Genomic DNA, 18,074 nt, shown 5'->3' on the forward strand with positions numbered 1-18,074 from the left:
ATTATTTTTCGTTGAGCTGGTTGGTAGTCTCCTGCATTATTTCAATGGCTTTTAGAAAATAGTTTTCAATCACCTTGAGCTGCCTGCTGGAAAAGGAAGCGATCAATTGCTCCGATTTGCGCCGGAATTCCTTATAAAGCGGTTCCATGAGCGCCATGATCTTTTTGGTGTCCGGCACAATGAGCACCTTCCGCCTGTCATCTTCCGCAAACTGTCTTTTCACCAGTTTTTTCTTTTCAAACCGGTCAATTAACCCCGTAACAGCGCCCGTGGTCAGGCCTGTCAACTGGGCAAGCTCCCCTGCAGTCATTTGCCCTTTTTGTATCAAAAAGCCCAGGTACTTATGATCTGTGCCGGAAAGTCCCGCTTTTCGTGCAACAGTTTCGTGCATATGAATGGAGGTATATGCATATAGCTGGCTCAATTTTCTTATGGGTTTGATGGCATCGTCTTGCATAAAATATCTTATTAACTAATTATCTTAGTTACTAAGATAATATTATTTTACAAAACCAACGCTTTTTTTTGAAAAAAAATAAGACGGGAAGCTCAGCAGCTCTTAGCAACTGGTTACATCGGGTTTTTACTCAAAAAAGGGGACGCCTGGTATGGCGTATTTTTTCATGCTGCTTTCATTGATCTCCACCCCTATGCCGGGTTTATCGGATACGGTGATGAAGCTGTCTTTCACCCAGTCACCATCATAGGTAACAATTTCCTTGAACATGGGCTGGGTATGAAAATAAGATTGCCATTCCATGATCATGAAGTTGGGAACAGATGCACAAACGTGGGCGCAGGCCATGGCGCCCAGGAAGGAAGCCACCATATGGGGAGCAAAAGGTATGTAATACAAACCGGCCAGGTTGGCTATGCGCTGTCCTTCTCCCAGGCCGCCGCATTTCTGCAGGTCGGGCATGACGATATCCACTGCGCCGATCTCCAGCATTCTCCGGAAGCCATAGGCCAGGTAATGGTTCTCGCCGGCGCAGATGGGGGTGCTTGTTGATTCAGTGATCAGTTTATACGCCTCCACATTTTCGGCCGGTATCGGCTCTTCCAGCCACATCAGGTTCAACGGCTCCAGCCTTTTGGCAATGGTCTGCGCAGTCACCGCATCATACCGGCCGTGCATATCAGCACAGATGTCGATAGTGGGACCTACCGCTTCGCGTGCGGCTGCTAACTGGTCGTACATGCGTTGCAGTTCAGCAGGGCTGGCAGTCCAGTTATACCAATCGTATTTATTGGGATCATTGGCCTGGTCCAGGTCGAACTTGATGGCGTTAAAGCCCATATTCCTGGAGACCCTGGCCGCTTCGGCAAAGTCCTCCGGCCGGGGCAGGTTGCGCTGGTACAGGGCGGTATCGCAATACACGCGCACCTTATCGCGGAACTTGCCGCCCAGCAACTGGTATACCGGCAACCCCAGGGCTTTGCCTGCCAGGTCCCACAGCGCCGATTCCACGGCCGACAACACGGCAATGTACATGCCGGACTGCGCCCCCTGGAAAAAACCTGATTTCCGGATGTCCTCGAACAGGCGATGCACATTCAGCGGACTTTTCCCTTTGATACGTTCACCAAAATTCTTCACCAGGTAATAGGTGCCGGGAATGGCGTCCACACCTTCGCCACATCCCCAGATATCCTGGTTGGTATATATTTTTACGAACAGGCTGCCCCTGATATAACCGCATTTCAAATCGGTGATCTTCAGGTTGGAGGGGGAAGATGCTTTGGGGGTCCGGTCCACGGCCTGTTGATACCCCTGCCCGAAGGCCGATAAAGATGCCATTGGCGTCATTGCTGCCATTAAGGCCGCTTTGGATATAAATGATCTTCTGGAATTTGCTTTTGTCATTGTGAGAGCTTTTTTAATGTTACCATGTTCTTTCTTTCAATAATTCCTGCACCTGGCTCCTGGATACCGGCAGGTCGTCTATATGATCATTGAGCCATTTGGAGAAGTCCCTTTCTATTTCATCACTCCAGCGGGAATCGATCTGGCCGGGGGTGTACTTTCCCTCGCGCAGCCGCTGGTGACCGAACATATCGCGCAGCCGTACGATCTCGGAGGTCCTCACCACCTTTTCCGCCAGGTGCGGCGGTATAAAGATCACGCCACCATCGCGCCCCAGCACCACATCTCCGGGCATTACGGTAGCCTTGCCAATGCGTGTAGGCTGATTGATGCCGATAAGGGTGGTGTTCAATTCACCATCGGGATTATTCAGGTGATGCGATGGATGATAGCTGCGGAAGAACGAGGTAAAGGAGCCGATCTCTTTTAAGCCACTGATGTCACGGATAGCGCCATCGTACACGATCCCGTTGCCCGTTTTGGCGTAAATGGAATTACCGAGGTTGTCCCCGATGGTAGGGCCGTCTTCATAGGCGTCGAACTGGTCCACCACGTACACATCGCGCTGCACCAGCAGGTCAATCGGCCATGAATTCTGTGATTTCACCCTTTTATCCCGTACGCCAAACCGGTCAATTACGCGGTGTATGTCCGGGCGGCCAGGCATGAAGATGGCGGTGACCGCACGGCCTACCAGCACGCTGTCGGGGTTGATGGTCTTCCATTCACCATCGTACTGGTGCTTATAGTGCTCATTGCGCAATACTGCCCAGGCCTCTTCCAGCGTCACCAGTTTCATGCGGTTCAGGATAGTATCGGGCACCCTGGGCCGGCCGTCGGGAAACCGGTCGCCTTTCCATTCGGGCGTCAGGGCGATGAGCTGTTCGCGGGTGATCTGCTGGCCTTGTGCTGCGCCGTACGCCAAAAACAGCAATACAGCCAGCAGCCAATATTTTGATCCTTGCATATCAGTATATTTTTTTGAGAGGGTGATGAAAATGGAGTGTATCATTATTAGCTGGTCACCGCCTGCGCCCGTTGCGTATTAGCTGCAGGCTGCTCATCGGGAGGATGGTTGTGCCACCAACTGGCTAGCGAAGAGCCGGTGATATTCATAACGGGGCCAAAGATCGCGGGCGCCAGTCCGGCTGTAGCCAGCTTGCCCATCGCCAGCGCCAGCCCCGAGGCCAGCCCGGCGTTCTGCATACCTACTTCAAGGGCAATGGTACGGCAGTCCCTTTCACGAAAACGCAGCAGCCTGGCCGACCAGTAGCCCAGGAAATAACCCAGCAAATTATGAAGGATGGTTGCCACCAGCAACAGGCTGCCTACCTGCAGGAGATTATCCCTCCCGGCCGCGGTAATGATGATCAGGATAATGGCAATACCGGCCATGGATACGAAAGGCATGGCCTTGTCGAGCCATTTGAATTTTCCATGTACCAGGTAATGAAAAGCCAGGCCGGCTACAACGGGAATGATCACGATCTTGGTAATATCCCATACCATCCCCCAGAAATTGATGTCCACGAAACTGCCGCCCAGCAGGCGCATGAGCAACGGCGTTAAAAAGGGCGCCACCATAGTGGAAATAGTGGTGACCGATACCGACAAAGCCAGGTTACCCCTGGCCAGGTAGCACATCACGTTGGAAGCAAGCCCGCTGGGACAGCAGCCTACCAGGATGATGCCGGCGGCAATCTCACTGGGAAAATTAAACAGGTTGGCGATGCTAAACCCGATCAGCGGCATGATCATGTAATGGCATACGACTCCAACGATAATGCCCTTAGGCATGCTGATGACATTGGCAAAATCTTTCAGGCTCAATTCCGTACCCATGCCAAACATAATGATCTGCAGCAAGGGAATGATGAGGCCCGATAGCTTAAAACTGCCGATGCTCCTGAAGTGCTGGGGGTAATACATGGACAGGCTTACCACCGCCATGATCATTAAAGTGTAAGACATGCCTCTCAACAAGGCATGTTGCCGGAACGCCAGCGCCAGGCTTAAGAAGAACAAAAATAATATCCAGCCGCCCCATTGATGCTGCCGCTGCAGGGCCAGCACCATATAAATGACCAGGAAAACAGCCGATACGAGGTAGTAAAACGTGGAACGCTTCATGTGGAAGTATATTTGGTGATTGCATGCTTATGCTGCAGGTTGCTGATCGCTTCAAATTCATCAAACAGCTTGTTGCTCAGTTTTTCAAATATGCCGAAATAATCAGCGTATACTGCGTGGTGTTGTTCGTCGGGCTTATACACATCGGGCAGCTCAACGGTCCTGGCCGCCTGTTCCAATGTTTTGTAAATGCCCATTTCCGTGGCGCTTAACAGCCAGGCGCCAAAGCTCACGCTATGGAACTTCCGCCGCAGGCGCACGGGTTTGTTGAACATATCAGCGATCAATTGGGTACAGAAGGGAATGGTACCAAAGCTGCCATTCACGGAAAGGCTTTCAATGTTGCGCTGCTCACTGAGGGTTTTACCGATGCTGTATATCTCGTACATTATACCTTCGATGGCGGCCCGCACAAAGTGCCTGCGCTCATGCTTGATGTTCAGCCCGAAATAGACGCCCCGGGCATTGGCATTCCAGATGGGAGCGCGCTCGCCCAGCAGGTACGGCAGGAAGAGGAGCCCGTCTGATCCCACCGGCGCCCGGGACGCTTCTTCGATCAATTGCTGCATACTGTGTTCAATGTCGAATGGGTTATTGAAATCGCCGAACTGCCGGGTAAACCATTCAAATATATTCCCGCCATTGTTGGTAGGCCCCCCGGAAACATAACGGTCCTCTGTAAGCACATAATTGAAAAAGCGCATTTGCTCGTCTTTCAGTACTGCAGGGCCCATCACCCGCACGGCGCCGCTGTCTTCAATGGTGATGGTCGCCTCCCCTTCTCCTTTCGCGCCGTCGCCCAAAGTAGCCAGGCAGCCGTCGCTCGAACCAATGAGTATTTTCGTTTCAACCGGCAGGCCCAGTGACTGCTGGTAGGCTTTCTTCAGTTTGCCGGCAGTAGCAGATACCGGCGCCAGGCCAGGCAACTGGGCGTCCGTAATGCCGGCGTACTGCAGGGCATCCGCCTCCCAGGTTACCGTATGAATATTCAGCAGGCCGGTAGCAGAGGCAATGCTGTAATCTATCATGTACTCGCCGGTCAACTGGTGAATGATGTAACTTTTAATAGACAGGAACTTACTGGTTTGGCGGAAACGTTCCTTATCATGGTTCCTGATCCATGCGATCTTCAGCATGGGAGACATGGGATGAATAGGTGTGCCCGTCGCGGCATACAGGCTTTTGCCGAGGGCCGAGCTTCGCAGTTCCCACGCTTCCTGCTTGGCGCGGTTGTCGGACCAGGTGATGGCGTTGCCAAGCGGATTCCCGTTCCTGTCAACTGCCAGCACGCTATGCATGGCGGCGCTAAAGCAAATGCAGGATACTTTGTATTCCTTAGGATGTATGTATTCGTTCAGCAGGTTTTTCAGTACATACAAGGTAGTAATGAATATCTGCTCCGGGTCCTGTTCGCTATAGTCGGGCTCCGTATGAAATGAAGGATAATATCCTTTCATCGAACCGATTACATGTCCACTGAGGTCGAACGCAAATATCCTGACCCCGTTTGTTCCTAACTCAATGGTGATGATGCATTTCATCTGTTAATATTTGTTTTTTCAATGATCAGATGGAACCTCGCATTAACATGTCCTTTTGTTAAAAATGTTTATTATGCCCGGTTTCATGTTCCTGGTAATTATTCATTGCGTAAATGATGCTTCCTGAATTCGCTGGGGCGGTGGCCGGTCAGCTTTTTAAACGTGGTGGCAAAATGCTGCGACGAATAGAACCCGGTATCCAGTGCTATGTCGGTCACGCTGATATCAGGCCGTTTCAATAATTTAATAGCCTCCGAAATACGAATATTGATCAGGTAATTAATGGGCGAAAAACCCGAATAGCTTTTCACCCTTTCTGTAAACAGCGTGGTGCCCAGTCCAACCAGGGCGGCCATTTCATCTACCGTCCATTGATGCGACAGGTTCTGGCGCAGCACTTCTTCGAGGCGCAGGAAGGCTTTGGGAAAATCGCGGCCGGGGCGGACCTGCCGGCTCATATGCCGGATCATCTTGATCAGCAGCTCATCCACCTGGTGATTGATACGCGTTTGGTAACCTATCTCATGGGCGAACAATTCCGTTTGTATGCATTTTAATATTTTGCCGGCCTCACTGAACCTGGATAATACCGGTGAGCTGTTCAACGACAGCATCCTGCCGATTGCGGCGCCTTCGCTTTCTGACAAGCCGCTCCATTTACCGGGTAGTATATAACCGTTATCCTGTTTTTGTATATCCAGGTGAATCCAGGCAAAAGAGCCGATCTCCAGTGTACCGTTATCGCTGCCAAATGGTTTGCCCGGCAGTATCAGGGCTACATCTCCAGGGTAAAAAAAATAGGGTTGATGGTCTATACGCCATTCAAACTTGCCTTCGATAATGTAATATATCCTGATACCTTCCGTGGCCGTTGTGAGAAATGTATTGGGGAGAATAGCGCCATTCTTCTTCATGCCTAATTCCAGCATGTACGGAAATAACCGCAATTCTGCCGATTTACCGTGTTGTAGCACAAATTGATTCATATGGCTTTATCTATGCTTTGAACAACCGCCTCCTTTTCCGGAGCGTGCATAAAGAAAGGGAATTTATTGATCAGACATGTACAAAATTCAACGCCGTATTATTTTGGAAGTTTTTAAATGAAATTCCGGATAATTTGTCTGATCAACAATTAATGTCACTAACATCCACGGTATGAAAAAATATCTAGGCGGCATGCCCCCTGGCCTGGTCAGGTTATGGCTGCTATTCCCCCTTTTCTTATTGGTATCCACTGTCCATGCACAAACAATAACAGGTACTGTATCGGATGAACAAGGCACGAAACTGCCGGGCATTTCCGTGGTGATAAAAGGCACGTCCAGGGGGACTACCACCAGCGGCGACGGCAAATTCAGCATTACTGCGCCCGGCGATGCCACGCTTGTTTTCAGCTCCATAGGATATACCACCCAGGAGGTGGCGGTTGCAGGCCGCCAGGTGATAGATGTTACACTCGTTACCGGGAAGCAGGAACTGGGAGAAGTGATCGTAACGGCCCTGGGTATTAAAAAGCAATCCCGTGGACTGGGTTATGCCGCCACCAACGTGAACCCCGAAGAGCTGAGCGTAAACCGCACCAGCAATGTAATGAACTCACTCCAGGGCAAGGTGGCGGGGGTGAACATATCCTCCCTGGGCACGGGTCCCGGCGGCACATCCAAGATCCGCATCCGCGGCCAGTCCTCCCTGTCGGGGCAGAACAACCCGCTGATCGTTATCAACGGCGTACCTGTTGACAATACCAATTTTAACGACAATACTATCACGGTAAAAGGCGGCGGCGTTTTTGCCGACGGTGGTGACGGCCTTTCCAGTATCAACCCCGATGATATTGAAAGCATGACCGTATTAAAGGGGGCGCCCGCATCCGCCCTCTATGGCTCGCGCGCTAAAGACGGTGTGATCATGATCACTACCAAGACAAAAGGAAAAACAAAAGGGATTGGCGTTACCTATAACCTTAACTACACCAACGACACCCCGTTGGATTTTACGGATTACCAGGACGAGTACGGCCAGGGCGAGAACGGTGTCCGCCCTACCACGCCCAATCCTACTTCGGGGCAATGGTCATTCGGTGAAAGATTTGCACCGGGTATGACACACATCCTCTTTAACAATCTTACTGTTCCCTACCAGCCGCAGGGAAGCCGTATCAAGGAATTCTACCGCCATGGCCAGAATGTGTCCAACACGGTGGCGTTTGACGTCAGCAACGACAAAGGTGGCCTCCGGCTGTCGCTGAACAATACGGACAATAAAGGCATCATGCCCAACAATTCCTTCAACCGGAAAACCATGAACCTGGGCTACAGCTATAATGTTACGGAGCAATTCATGATATCAGGCAACATCAACTATTCCCGGGAGATCAATAAAAACCCGCCGAATATCGCCAACCAGGACAATTCCATTCCCACAACTCTAATGGCTTTGTCAACGTCCATGCCGCTGAATGTGCTGAACGAAAACAAGTACGATGCCGCCGGTAATGAATACCCCTGGTCCAGGTTCACCAACCGGACCAATCCTTACTGGGTGCTGGCGGAACAGTTCCACAATATCAAACGTGACCGCATATTTGGCAACGTAACACTGAAATATAACATCCTCCCCTGGCTGAGCATACAGGGCCGCTTCGGGCAGGACTACTGGTCGCGCGATGAGGATGTCAACAACTTCCCTACCGGCCAGGCTTCCAGGGCGGCGGCGCCTCCCGGATTCGTGAACGGGGTATTCACCCAGGAATCACGCCGCTTCCGGGAAACGAACCTCGATTTCCTGGTGAACGCCAATAAAACGTTTGGCGACCTGGGAGTCAATATAAATGCCGGGGGCAACCGCATGCGCAAGCGTTCCGACATTAACAACGTAGTGGTGACGGATTTCATCATCAGGGACCTGTACACGGTGCAGAACGGGCGGGCCAAAGACCCGGTGTACACGCTCACAGAGCAGGGAGTGAACTCCCTTTACGGCGCGGCGGAATTAAACTGGAAGCAGACCTTCTATCTTACCGGTACCCTGCGCAACGACTGGTTCTCTACCCTTTCACCGGCCAACCGGAGCATTATGTACCCCTCCGTTTCGGGTAGCTATGTATTCTCGGAGCATTTGCCCGGTGCTACCTGGCTGAACTTTGGCAAATTACGGCTCGGGTATGCCGAAGTGGGCAGCGATGGCGATGTGGCCCCTTATTCCGACCAGTTGTTCTACACGGTAAACGCAAATTTCATTACCAATCCCAATGGCGTACCGGTGCCTGTGGGCACCAGCAATATCAGCAACGGGGTAACCGGCACTACCCTGCCCAACCCCAGGCTGAGACCCAGCCGCGTGGCGGAAACAGAAGTAGGTCTGGAAATGCGCATGTTTGACAGCCGCGTAAATTTAGACATCGCAGCTTACCGGAAGATCACCAGCGACCAGATCGTCCTGGTGCAGATATCCGACGCTTCGGGCTTCCTCAATACCCCCATCAACAGCGGCAAAAGCCGCAACCATGGGTTTGAAGCCATGTTAAACCTGGCGCTGATAAGGGATCGCCAGTTCAACTGGGATTTCACCGCCAATACTTCCTACAATATCACCAAAGTGCTGAGCATCATTACCGACAACCCGGGCGAGCGCATTACTACGGGTACGCATGTATTCAACGGGGAGACCAGGCATGTGGTAGGTGAAGAGATCGGGCAGATTGCCGGTTACGGGTATGCGCGCAATGACAAAGGGCAAAGGATATTCCAGTCGAACGGCCTGCCCCAGCGTACCTCCGACTTCGTGCTGTTTGGCAGCGCCCTGCCCAAATGGGTGGGCGGTTTCCTGAACACTTTTAGCTACAAGGGAATAAATCTCACGGTGTTCATAGATTACAAACTGGGTAATAAAATATTGTCTGGCACCAACTTCAATGCCGTGCGGCACGGCCTGCACAAAATGACCCTCGAAGGCCGCACCAACGGCGTAAAAGGTGATGGAGTTGATGCCAACGGCAATCCCAATGAAGCCCTGGCGCCGGTGCAAACTTATTGGGAACATCTTCGCTCGCAGCAGATCGTGGAAGCGGTAATTTATAACGGCGGTTACTGGAAGCTGCGCCAGGCATCGCTGGGGTATGATTTCACGAAACATATTCCCGCCAGGTGGCCAATAAAGGGCCTGAAGCTTGATTTTGTGGCCAATAATGTGCTGATCATCAAGAAATGGGTAGACAATATCGATCCTGAAACATTTGGTTTTGGCTCGGATAACCAGGTAGGGCTTGAATCTCCCGGCCTGCCTACCACCCGCAGCCTTGGATTGAACCTAAACATTAAATTCTAACAAACTACATCATGCAAAAGATATTCAGCTATCGTTTATGGATCTTGTTGCTGTTAACGACTGCCTCCTGTGAAAGTGGACTATCGGACCTGAATGTAAGCAAAACAAATCCCACCGCGCTCGACCCGGCCCTCCTGTTGAACCAGGCGGTGATCAATACCTCGTTTCCCGTAAAATCACTGGTATTCGATGTGGGCATTGTGCAGCAGATGGTGACCCCGAACGGCGGCGTGCTGGCAGGCGCCAATTTTAACCAGGACAGCCGCGACGTGACCACACAACCCTTGTGGACGGCCTATTACCAAAGCGTGATCAAGAATTCCCATGACGCGCTGATGCGTTCAAAGGACGACCCGGCCAGGAGCAATATGTACAACATGGCGCGCATTTACCAGTCTTATGTGTTCATGATCCTGACGGATGAATATGGCGATATTCCGTATACGGAAGGCGGCGCCGGTTTTTCAGACCAGGTCCTGCTTCCGCAGTACGACCCCCAGCAGGAGATTTACCCGAAGATCATACAGGAGCTGACGGAAGCAGCAGCGGCGCTGGACCCCGCGGGCACCATTGAAACCGGCGATGTATTATATGCCGGCGATGTGGCCAAATGGAAAAAATTTGCCTATTCCCTGCTGCTGCGCGCCGGCATGCGGCTAAGCAAAGTAGACGCGGCGACCGCTCAAAGCACCGTGCAGGCGGCCGTTGCGGGTGGCGTCATTACTGCGAATGCCGATAATGCCTATATACGCCACGACCCCAATTTCACCCAGCCTATCGGCAGTACGCTCAACGGCAGTGAGGCAGCAAATTTCTACCTTACCAAACCGTTTGTAGACCAGCTCCGGCAAACCGATGACCCGCGCCTGCAGGCCATTGCCATCCGGTATGTTGGCGCTGGCAGCGGCGCGGGACAAACCGTTGCCGCCGGTACTACCGACCCCGCTCAACAAATAGGCATGCCTATCGGGCATGATAACGGCACCATCATCGCGGCCGCTACGGCCGACGGCCTGGTGAGCTTCTATGAGTACAGCCAGGTAGATCGCCGCAGGATGGTAAAAATATCTTCTCCGGTGTTCCTGGTAACAGCGGCGCAGACCAACCTGCTGCTGGCCGAAGCCCGCTTCAGGGGATGGATAGGCACCGGTACGGCAGCACAGTATTATGCAGATGGTATCCGTGCGCATATGGATCAAATGGCAACCTACGATCCCAACGCGGCCGTTTCCCCTACGGCCCGCGATAATTACGTAGCTGCCAACCCGCTCACCGCCGGCAGCGAACTGGAACAGATCAATACCCAGTACTGGATCGCTTCCTTTTTAAATGGCCCCGAAGCTTTTGCCAATTTCAGGAGGAGCGGCTTCCCGGCACTCACGCCTAACCCTTACGGACAGCCCAATAACCCGGATGTGCCCAATGGAACATTTATCAGGCGGCTAACCTATCCTACTTCGGAGCTGAGCGTGAATACTGAAAACGTGAATGAGGCCATTGCAAGGCAGGGCCCCGATAAACTCAGCACACGGGTATGGTGGGACAGGCCATAAGGATCATTATATTTGCCCTGTAGATCCATTTCGTCAGGCAAATATTAAATGATGAAGCAAACAATAAAAATATCAACAGGCATCCTCCTGTTAACCCTGACCTTGCATTCCACGGCATTGCTGGCACAGCCCGGCCAACCGGCAACGGAACGTACCTACCAGAACCCGTTGCCGGTAGCATTTGGAGACCCGTATGTGCTGCAGGTGAAAGGCGACAAATATTATATGTATGGAACAGGCGGCAATGCCAGGAACGGATTTGCCGCCTGTTCCTCTACCGACCTGGTACACTGGAAAGACGAAGGGCAGGTATACCATGCAGGCAACAAGCGCGGCTGGAGCGATTCCACGGCTGCGTGGGACGGCGCATACTGGGCGCCTGAAGTGTACGAATACAAAGGCAAATTCTACATGTTCTACAGCGCGCAGTGGAAAGAGAACCCCAACAAGGAGCTGGAGAACTTTCGTATCGGGGTAGCCGTAGCAGACCGACCTGCAGGGCCCTTCACCGACCTGCACAACAGGCCTCTCTTTGATCCCGGCTATCCTGTCATTGACGCCAACGTACTTTTTGATGAAAACGGCAGGATCTACCTGTATTACTCCCGTTGCTGCTACAAGCATCCCGTGGAAAGCGAGGTTGCCGCCTGGGCCAGGCAAAAAGGATGGTTTGATACGATTGAGGAAAGCTGGGTATACGGCGTTGAGCTAAAACCCGATTTCAGTGGTGTAAAAGGCGAACCCGTACTCCTGTTACGCCCGCCGGTAAAAATGAATGACAAACAGGCCGGCTGGGAAAGCCGCTCTGTGACCTCAAGGGAAGTAAACCGCCGGTGGACAGAAGGCTCGTTCGCCTTCCGGAAAGGCGACACCTACTATATGATGTACTCCGCTAACTATTTTGGCGGCAGGAACTACGCCGTGGGATATGCCACCTCAAAAAGCCCGCTGGGCCCGTTCACCAAAGCAGCCAATAATCCTGTATTGCAGAAAAACACGGAGCAGGGCGGCGTGGTGACCGGTACGGGGCATAACAGCATTACCTACTCGCCGGACGGAAAAGAGATGTTGTGCGTGTATCATGCCAGGACATCCGCAACGGGTGAAAAACGCGTTGTTTTTATCGACCGGATGAAGATACTGGAAAACGGGACACTTGTGGTAGAAGGGCCTACCACGTCGCCGCAGGTGGCGCCCGGCGCCCGGTAGACACGATTGCGTTTGTTAAATACTGGTTAACACCGGGTAAAACAACGCGTTTACCAGCAAACTTGCGCCGTTTACTAAATCCTTCCCGTTTAACCAACTGGAGCACATAGCTTTGTATCAGGTTTTTCATAGGATATGGTTAAAAAATCGGGCGGTACTCTTACCGCCTATTTTTTTCACTCCGCCTCTTTTATCCGCCGCCGGATGCGGTCAGCATATTTCTTCAATGTAGCAGCCTTGCTTTTCCTCAATTGCTCCAGCAATTCCGGGGGACGGGTGGACGTAAAATCAAAATAGGTTGCGCCAAACAGCACCAGCTCCGCCATGAGCGGTAGTATAGGGATCGCCTTTTCAGTAAGCGTGTATATGAATTTCGACTTATTTGCAGCGGACACTTTTTTGGTAACCAGCCCCTCCCTTTCGAGCAGGGCCAGCCTGTCCGCCAGGATATTGGACGCAATGCCTTCTTCCGAAGACATGAATTCCCGGTAAGAAGATCTCTCTTCAAATATCATATCCCGCAAAACCAGCAGGGTCCACTTATCCCCAAGAATGTCCAGGGTACAACTGATCGTGCAGTTGGACCGGTGTGTGATCTGTTTCATAGCCGGCAAATTTAACCACTTGCATTTTGCAAGCACAATACCTTATCTTCGCACTTGCAAAATGCAAGCACCAAGATATGAAAAAAAACCAGGATTCCGGACTTACACCACTGCTGGTGTTATTGCTGGCTGCTACCTGCGGATTGGTAGTGGCTAACATTTACTATGCGCAACCCCTGATAGACCGCATGGGCAATACCTTCCACATTCCTCCCGCCAGGCTCGGCGGCATTGTAACAGCCACTCAACTGGGGGCAGCCACCGGGCTCCTTCTGCTGGTGCCGCTGGGCGACATGCTGGACAACCGCCGGCTGATCCTGCTCAAGCTGTTCCTGATGACCGGATCGCTACTGGTGATCGGCAGCGCGCGAACACCGTTTATCCTGATGGCCGCATTGGCTGTGATGGGCATGCTGGCTGCCGTTACGCAAACCATGGTAGCTTATGCCGCCAGGCTGGCGGACACGTCCTCACGGGGACGCGTGGTAGGAATCGTTACCAGCGGCATTGTGACCGGGTTACTGCTGGCACGGACAGTTGCTGGCGCCGTTGCCGACTTCGCGGGCTGGCGGGCCGTGTACTTTATATCCGCCGCTGCTATTATTGTCATGTCGCTGCTGTTGTTCCGTTATCTGCCTGCCGCACAAACAAGATCCGGGGCGGGAAATTATACCGGGCTACTACAGTCGTTGATAAGGTTGTTTGTACATGAGCGCATCCTGCTGGTGCGCGCCACCATCGCCATGCTGATCTTTGCAGCCGGCCAGGCGCTCTGGACGCCCATGGTACTGCCGCTGACCGCAGCGCCATTATCCCTGTCTCACACGCAGGTAGGCATGTTCGGGCTGGCCGGGGCAGCGGGAGCATTGGGGGCCGCACGGGCCGGCCGGCTGGCGGATAGCGGGTATGCGCAATGGACATCCGGCATAGGGCTGGGATTAATGGCACTGTCATGGCTGTTCACCGCCTTCCTGCCACAGTCGCTGGTATCGCTGACTGCAGGAATCATCCTCTTTGACCTGGGCTTGCAGGCGGTTCACGTGACCAACCAGGCCATGCTCCTGCAACGGCTGCCGGATGCAGGCAGCCGTGTTACCGGCGGATACATGCTTTTTTACTCCATAGGCAGCGCCGGCGGATCTATTGCCGCCACCACCACCTATGACCATGCCGGATGGACCGGCGTATGCATACTGGGAGGCGGCATTGGTCTACTGGCCCTGTTGTTCTGGGCAGCCACCATGCGCAGCACGCGGCAGGTAGGCTTACCATAACAGATAGCGCACCCTGCAAAAGCCGGGCTATGGGAAATTTCGTTAAATTGCTTTGAGCTCACTTCGGTGGGCTTTATCTCTCTAAACAGGTAAACATTATTAAGCTGGTAGCAAAAGATATTAAAAACCTATAAATCCGGTTAGTATAAAAACAGGAATAACATGAATTCGCAGGAAAAAATATTGCACTGCTATAACCTGGTAGCCGACGACTATGCCGTTGAGCGTTGGGATGAGCTTAATAAAAAACATGTAGACCGGTTGTTATTGAAGGAATTTGCATCTGCCAATAAAGACAAAGGACTATGCGCCGATTTTGGCTGCGGCCCCGGGCAAACAACAAAATTCCTGTACGACAATGGCTTAAAAGACATCGTTGGTATTGACCTGTCGCCTGCAATGGTCGGTGTTGCCGGGAAACTTTCCCCTCAGATCAAATTTGAAACAGGCGATTTGCTGAATATCGCCTATCCGCCAGGATATCTTGGCAGTGTGTTGGCATTTTATGCGATAGTACATTTTACGATTGACGAGGTCAGGAAATGCTTCGAAGAAATAAACAGGGTATTGAAAACAGGGGGAGATTTCCTGTTTTCTTTTCACGTGGGAGATGAGGTTGTCCATTTTGACAATGCGCACGACAAAGAGGTGGATATTGATTTAATCTTCTTTAAGACAAGTGAAATAATAGCATTGCTTGACGAAACGGGTTTTAATGTAATTGATGCCATAGAAAGGCATCCACATAAAGATATGGAATACCCTACCAGGCGGGCATATATCTGGACCGGGAAAAAGTGAAGCCCCGGTAAAATTATACTGATTGGCGGCAACAGGGATGTTGGCAAAACTGGCAGTTGACTGAAGCCTGGTTTCAGTCAACTGTGCTATTTTCGTACCAAACCCTATTGTTGAACTGTATAATTTTGTTCGTTTATGCATAACCCTGTAAGGGCATTTTCAATTCCCTAAAGAGCCAGGGTTGCTATTTCCTCAATAACCATTAAAGATATTACCATGTCAAAAAACATTACAGATGAGCAATTCTATGCAGGGTTGCAGCACCTGCCCAAACCTCACTATCCTTTCCCGGATTTTATGCACCCCGATCTTCAACGGCAACGGGAAGAATATTACGCCTGGATTGACAAGGAATATACTTTCCACAGTAAAGCCGCCCGGGAAAAACACAAGTCGCATCACCTTACCGATATTGCCGCACGCGGCTGCCCGTTTTTGAACGGTATCGAGGAGCTCCGGCCGCTTGCAAACTTCGCAGCAAACGGAGCTATGATGGATGATTATTGGGACCGTTGCTCCCGCGATGAAATGAATGAAGTGACCGAACGGATAACGGCGCTTTTAACAGGAGAAGATTCACGCGAGCCCTCTGACAACGGAATATTCCACCAATTCTGGATTTTACGGCAGGATGCCATTAAATGCGGAATGCCGGAACGCTTGTATAAAAAATATATAGCTGCCATACACGACGTTCTCCGGGGGTATGCGGAAGAACGGGTATATTATAAGGCCAATGTCCCTCCCCCGCTTCCTGTTTACCTGATCATAAGGCTGGATACAAGCGGCGGGCTGCCATTCTGTAAATATGTAGCGATGCAGAAAAATTACCGCGACCTGCCAGACAGTGTACTGGAACATCCATTTATACTACGGATGCACAACCTTTGTGCATGGATGATAGGTATGCATAATGATTGCATTTCCCTTCCAAAGGAGCTACACCGCGACGGAGACACAATGAATATTGTAAAAGTAATGCAACATGAACATAAGCTACCCTTAAAAGAGGCTTATATGGCGGCATTGGAGCTTCATGACAGCTACTTACAGGAATTCCTGCTCTTAAAAGAAAACCTGCCGCCGTTTGGTGACCTGCAGGACACCGCCAGCCAATACGCAACAGACCTCGGTGTTATGGTTGCCGGTGTTTATGCATGGCATACAAACGATAAAACCCGTTATGTTAAAGGTGGCTATGTGGAAGGTGAATATGTTAGCCAGGGATAAGCGCTCCTGCATGGCCCCTACGCGGGCTGATAGGTATGAACAACGATTCCGCCGGAAAAATCCTTCACGGCTACCAGTTTCAGGTCCAGCGGCTTTGCCGCAGCCGTGAAGATAGGCAGCCCGGCGCCTAACACTACCGGATGGATCGCCAGGTGATATTCATCGATCAGGTCCGTCGCTATCAGGCTGCGCATAAATCCGGCGCCGCCTATTGCGACAATGGGTTTCCCGGGCTCCTGTTTCAGTTGTTTAATACCTTCGGCAAGATCGCCGCCGAAGACCCGCGCCTCAGCCCAGGAGGTAGCTGCAGGCGGGGAAGAAGTGCCGGGCGATACTTCAAACCCTTTTTGGGTAAATACGGCCTTGGGGATTTCGTTCATTGGTGCGGCAAAAGGCCCTGTTGCAGTTGGCCAGTAAGGCGCCATCGTCTCAAACGACTTTCTGCCCATAATAATCAGGCCGGCCTCCCTGATTTGCCCAACACTCCAGTCCTTCGAAGCTTCATCCGAGCTTTTGAAGACCCAGTCTTTCTCCCCGTTGGGACCACCGACAAAACCGTCGACCGAGATCGACATCTTCATAATTAGCTTGCGCATAAGTCAAAGATTTGTTCCCAAAAATAAAGCATCGGCGTATAGCGGTGCAGGGGTGATAGCGACGAAGGTAAGGGGTGATTGCGCCGTTTGCCGGAAAGGAATTCCACTTTCACGGTCAAATTCAATGAAATCGCCTGCGTCAAATATTGTATCGTTAATAGTTACTCCCTGATCCGGAAGAAACACAGCATACTCCAACCCTTTTTCTGCCGGCACTGTTCCATAGCGAACAATTATTGTTCATTATCGGGCACTATTCATTACTAGCTTAAAATTTTCATATTGATTATCAGTGAATTGAAGTCATTTAAAATTATGGCAAATTATTTGTTCAGCAAATATTGGAATAATCAACAATCATGAACCGGACCTACCTGGGTGAATTTGAAGAAATAGTACTCTTGAGTGTCGCTGTGATGCGAGGACAGGCATATGGCGTGGTGCTCATGCATGAGATCATTGAGCAGACTGGCCGTTCCGTAAAATTGAACCAGGTGCATTCAGCTTTACAGCGGTTGGAAGAGAAAGGCATGGTTACATCTGAGGTCGGCGGAGCTACAGCCGAACGTGGTGGGAGAAGAAAGCGATTTTATACCATAACAGCCTACGGAGAACACACCTTACGGCAGATCCAGGAAGTAAGAGACAACTTCTGGTCAAAGTTGACAAATCTCCTAAAACCGGGCATCGGATTATGAGAACTTCGGGTAATCATCCTGAGCAACCGCCTGGTCTGGCCAACAAACTCCTTGAGTGGCTAGTTGCACCGCACCTACTCGAAACTATCCTGGGTGATCTGCACGAGGACTTTGCTTATAATGTCGGGCGCCTTGGCGCAAGGAAAGCCCGCTGGCGGTACTGGTATCAGGCGCTGGGTTTTATTAAGCCAGGATATATAAGGAGAAATCAGACACGATATCCATCCACTCCCATAATTATCCC

15 protein-coding genes and 1 pseudogene are annotated in these 18,074 nt (G+C 51.4%); 8 read left to right on the forward strand and 8 right to left on the reverse strand.

The features are described 5' to 3' along the window. Window position 1: 1 nt before the first annotated feature. The 6 genes from LX66_RS20270 to LX66_RS20295 all read right to left on the reverse strand — a co-directional run bounded on the left by LX66_RS20270 (window position 2) and on the right by LX66_RS20295 (window position 6,464). On the reverse strand, window positions 2–457 hold the full coding sequence (locus LX66_RS20270; protein ID WP_145716944.1) for a MarR family winged helix-turn-helix transcriptional regulator: 456 nt from the start codon (window positions 455–457) through the stop codon (window positions 2–4). Between the two features lie 126 nt (window positions 458–583). Beyond that, window positions 584–1,864, reverse strand: a complete 1,281-nt coding sequence (locus LX66_RS20275) for a mandelate racemase/muconate lactonizing enzyme family protein (protein ID WP_145716947.1) — start codon at window positions 1,862–1,864, stop codon at window positions 584–586. Window positions 1,865–1,883: 19 nt separating this feature from the next. Further along, complete coding sequence (locus LX66_RS20280) at window positions 1,884–2,831, reverse strand: RraA family protein (protein ID WP_244620469.1); 948 nt, start codon at window positions 2,829–2,831, stop codon at window positions 1,884–1,886. Between the two features lie 47 nt (window positions 2,832–2,878). Further along, entirely contained in the window at window positions 2,879–3,994 is a 1,116-nt protein-coding gene (locus LX66_RS20285; RefSeq protein ID WP_145716949.1) for a bile acid:sodium symporter family protein, read from the reverse strand. Then, on the reverse strand, window positions 3,991–5,535 hold the full coding sequence (locus tag LX66_RS20290; RefSeq protein WP_145716951.1) for a gluconokinase: 1,545 nt from the start codon (window positions 5,533–5,535) through the stop codon (window positions 3,991–3,993). The genes LX66_RS20285 and LX66_RS20290 overlap by 4 nt, the downstream gene beginning before the upstream one ends. A gap of 98 nt (window positions 5,536–5,633) precedes the next feature. Then, window positions 5,634–6,464, reverse strand: a complete 831-nt coding sequence (locus tag LX66_RS20295) for a helix-turn-helix transcriptional regulator (RefSeq protein ID WP_244620470.1) — start codon at window positions 6,462–6,464, stop codon at window positions 5,634–5,636. A 229-nt stretch (window positions 6,465–6,693) separates the two neighbouring features. Here LX66_RS20295 and LX66_RS20300 point away from each other — a divergent pair, with 229 nt between their 5' ends. The 3 genes from LX66_RS20300 to LX66_RS20310 are packed head-to-tail and all read left to right on the forward strand — an operon-like array spanning window position 6,694 to window position 12,626. Next, window positions 6,694–9,864: a SusC/RagA family TonB-linked outer membrane protein gene (locus LX66_RS20300; protein WP_145716955.1), complete on the forward strand. Its 3,171-nt coding sequence runs from the start codon at window positions 6,694–6,696 to the stop codon at window positions 9,862–9,864. Between the two features lie 11 nt (window positions 9,865–9,875). Continuing rightward, on the forward strand, window positions 9,876–11,417 hold the full coding sequence (locus LX66_RS20305) for a SusD/RagB family nutrient-binding outer membrane lipoprotein (RefSeq protein ID WP_145716957.1): 1,542 nt from the start codon (window positions 9,876–9,878) through the stop codon (window positions 11,415–11,417). Window positions 11,418–11,468: 51 nt separating this feature from the next. Continuing rightward, on the forward strand, window positions 11,469–12,626 hold the full coding sequence (locus tag LX66_RS20310; protein ID WP_145716958.1) for a glycoside hydrolase family 43 protein: 1,158 nt from the start codon (window positions 11,469–11,471) through the stop codon (window positions 12,624–12,626). 176 nt (window positions 12,627–12,802) lie between these two features. Here the strand turns inward: LX66_RS20310 and LX66_RS20315 are convergent, their stop codons facing one another. Then, window positions 12,803–13,231, reverse strand: coding sequence for a winged helix-turn-helix transcriptional regulator (locus tag LX66_RS20315; RefSeq protein ID WP_145716960.1), 429 nt, complete (start codon window positions 13,229–13,231; stop codon window positions 12,803–12,805). A 77-nt stretch (window positions 13,232–13,308) separates the two neighbouring features. Between LX66_RS20315 and LX66_RS20320 the strand changes: the two genes are divergently transcribed. The 3 genes from LX66_RS20320 to LX66_RS20330 all read left to right on the forward strand — a co-directional run bounded on the left by LX66_RS20320 (window position 13,309) and on the right by LX66_RS20330 (window position 16,536). Further along, window positions 13,309–14,505 (forward strand): MFS transporter, encoded by a 1,197-nt coding sequence (locus tag LX66_RS20320; RefSeq protein ID WP_145716962.1) that lies wholly within the window; start codon window positions 13,309–13,311, stop codon window positions 14,503–14,505. Between the two features lie 162 nt (window positions 14,506–14,667). Next, on the forward strand, window positions 14,668–15,306 hold the full coding sequence (locus LX66_RS20325) for a class I SAM-dependent methyltransferase (protein ID WP_145716964.1): 639 nt from the start codon (window positions 14,668–14,670) through the stop codon (window positions 15,304–15,306). Window positions 15,307–15,522: 216 nt separating this feature from the next. Next, the gene (locus LX66_RS20330) at window positions 15,523–16,536 is read left to right on the forward strand and encodes a terpene synthase family protein (RefSeq protein WP_145716966.1); all 1,014 of its coding nucleotides are present in this window, start codon (window positions 15,523–15,525) and stop codon (window positions 16,534–16,536) included. Window positions 16,537–16,553: 17 nt separating this feature from the next. Here the strand turns inward: LX66_RS20330 and LX66_RS20335 are convergent, their stop codons facing one another. After that, a complete protein-coding gene (locus LX66_RS20335) occupies window positions 16,554–17,132 on the reverse strand; it encodes a dihydrofolate reductase family protein (protein WP_145716967.1) in 579 nt (192 codons plus the stop codon). A 359-nt stretch (window positions 17,133–17,491) separates the two neighbouring features. Here LX66_RS20335 and LX66_RS20340 point away from each other — a divergent pair, with 359 nt between their 5' ends. Both LX66_RS20340 and LX66_RS28655 read left to right on the forward strand, forming a co-directional pair. After that, window positions 17,492–17,830, forward strand: a complete 339-nt coding sequence (locus LX66_RS20340; protein ID WP_145716969.1) for a PadR family transcriptional regulator — start codon at window positions 17,492–17,494, stop codon at window positions 17,828–17,830. Continuing rightward, window positions 17,827–18,030: pseudogene (locus LX66_RS28655) on the forward strand (permease prefix domain 2-containing transporter); the annotation flags it as partial. The gene LX66_RS20340 and the pseudogene LX66_RS28655, both read left to right, overlap by 4 nt. Window positions 18,031–18,074: the final 44 nt, after the last annotated feature.

This window comes from Chitinophaga japonensis (genome assembly GCF_007830125.1).
In the GTDB taxonomy this organism is placed as follows: Bacteria; Bacteroidota; Bacteroidia; order Chitinophagales; family Chitinophagaceae; genus Chitinophaga; species Chitinophaga japonensis.

What these genes read in the sequence shown, in the direction of transcription:
- LX66_RS20325 (WP_145716964.1), top strand. Translation starts at nt 14,668, where the DNA reads ATGAATTCGCAGGAAAAAATATTGCACTGCTATAACCTGGTAGCCGAC.
- LX66_RS20295 (WP_244620470.1), bottom strand. Translation starts at nt 6,464, where the DNA reads ATGCTGGAATTAGGCATGAAGAAGAATGGCGCTATTCTCCCCAATACA.
- LX66_RS20270 (WP_145716944.1), bottom strand. Translation starts at nt 457, where the DNA reads ATGCAAGACGATGCCATCAAACCCATAAGAAAATTGAGCCAGCTATAT.
- LX66_RS20280 (WP_244620469.1), bottom strand. Translation starts at nt 2,831, where the DNA reads ATGCAAGGATCAAAATATTGGCTGCTGGCTGTATTGCTGTTTTTGGCG.
- LX66_RS20285 (WP_145716949.1), bottom strand. Translation starts at nt 3,994, where the DNA reads ATGAAGCGTTCCACGTTTTACTACCTCGTATCGGCTGTTTTCCTGGTC.
- LX66_RS20300 (WP_145716955.1), top strand. Translation starts at nt 6,694, where the DNA reads ATGAAAAAATATCTAGGCGGCATGCCCCCTGGCCTGGTCAGGTTATGG.
- LX66_RS20320 (WP_145716962.1), top strand. Translation starts at nt 13,309, where the DNA reads ATGAAAAAAAACCAGGATTCCGGACTTACACCACTGCTGGTGTTATTG.
- LX66_RS20330 (WP_145716966.1), top strand. Translation starts at nt 15,523, where the DNA reads ATGTCAAAAAACATTACAGATGAGCAATTCTATGCAGGGTTGCAGCAC.
- LX66_RS20335 (WP_145716967.1), bottom strand. Translation starts at nt 17,132, where the DNA reads ATGCGCAAGCTAATTATGAAGATGTCGATCTCGGTCGACGGTTTTGTC.
- LX66_RS20305 (WP_145716957.1), top strand. Translation starts at nt 9,876, where the DNA reads ATGCAAAAGATATTCAGCTATCGTTTATGGATCTTGTTGCTGTTAACG.
- LX66_RS20310 (WP_145716958.1), top strand. Translation starts at nt 11,469, where the DNA reads ATGAAGCAAACAATAAAAATATCAACAGGCATCCTCCTGTTAACCCTG.
- LX66_RS20275 (WP_145716947.1), bottom strand. Translation starts at nt 1,864, where the DNA reads ATGACAAAAGCAAATTCCAGAAGATCATTTATATCCAAAGCGGCCTTA.
- LX66_RS20290 (WP_145716951.1), bottom strand. Translation starts at nt 5,535, where the DNA reads ATGAAATGCATCATCACCATTGAGTTAGGAACAAACGGGGTCAGGATA.
- LX66_RS20315 (WP_145716960.1), bottom strand. Translation starts at nt 13,231, where the DNA reads ATGAAACAGATCACACACCGGTCCAACTGCACGATCAGTTGTACCCTG.
- LX66_RS20340 (WP_145716969.1), top strand. Translation starts at nt 17,492, where the DNA reads ATGAACCGGACCTACCTGGGTGAATTTGAAGAAATAGTACTCTTGAGT.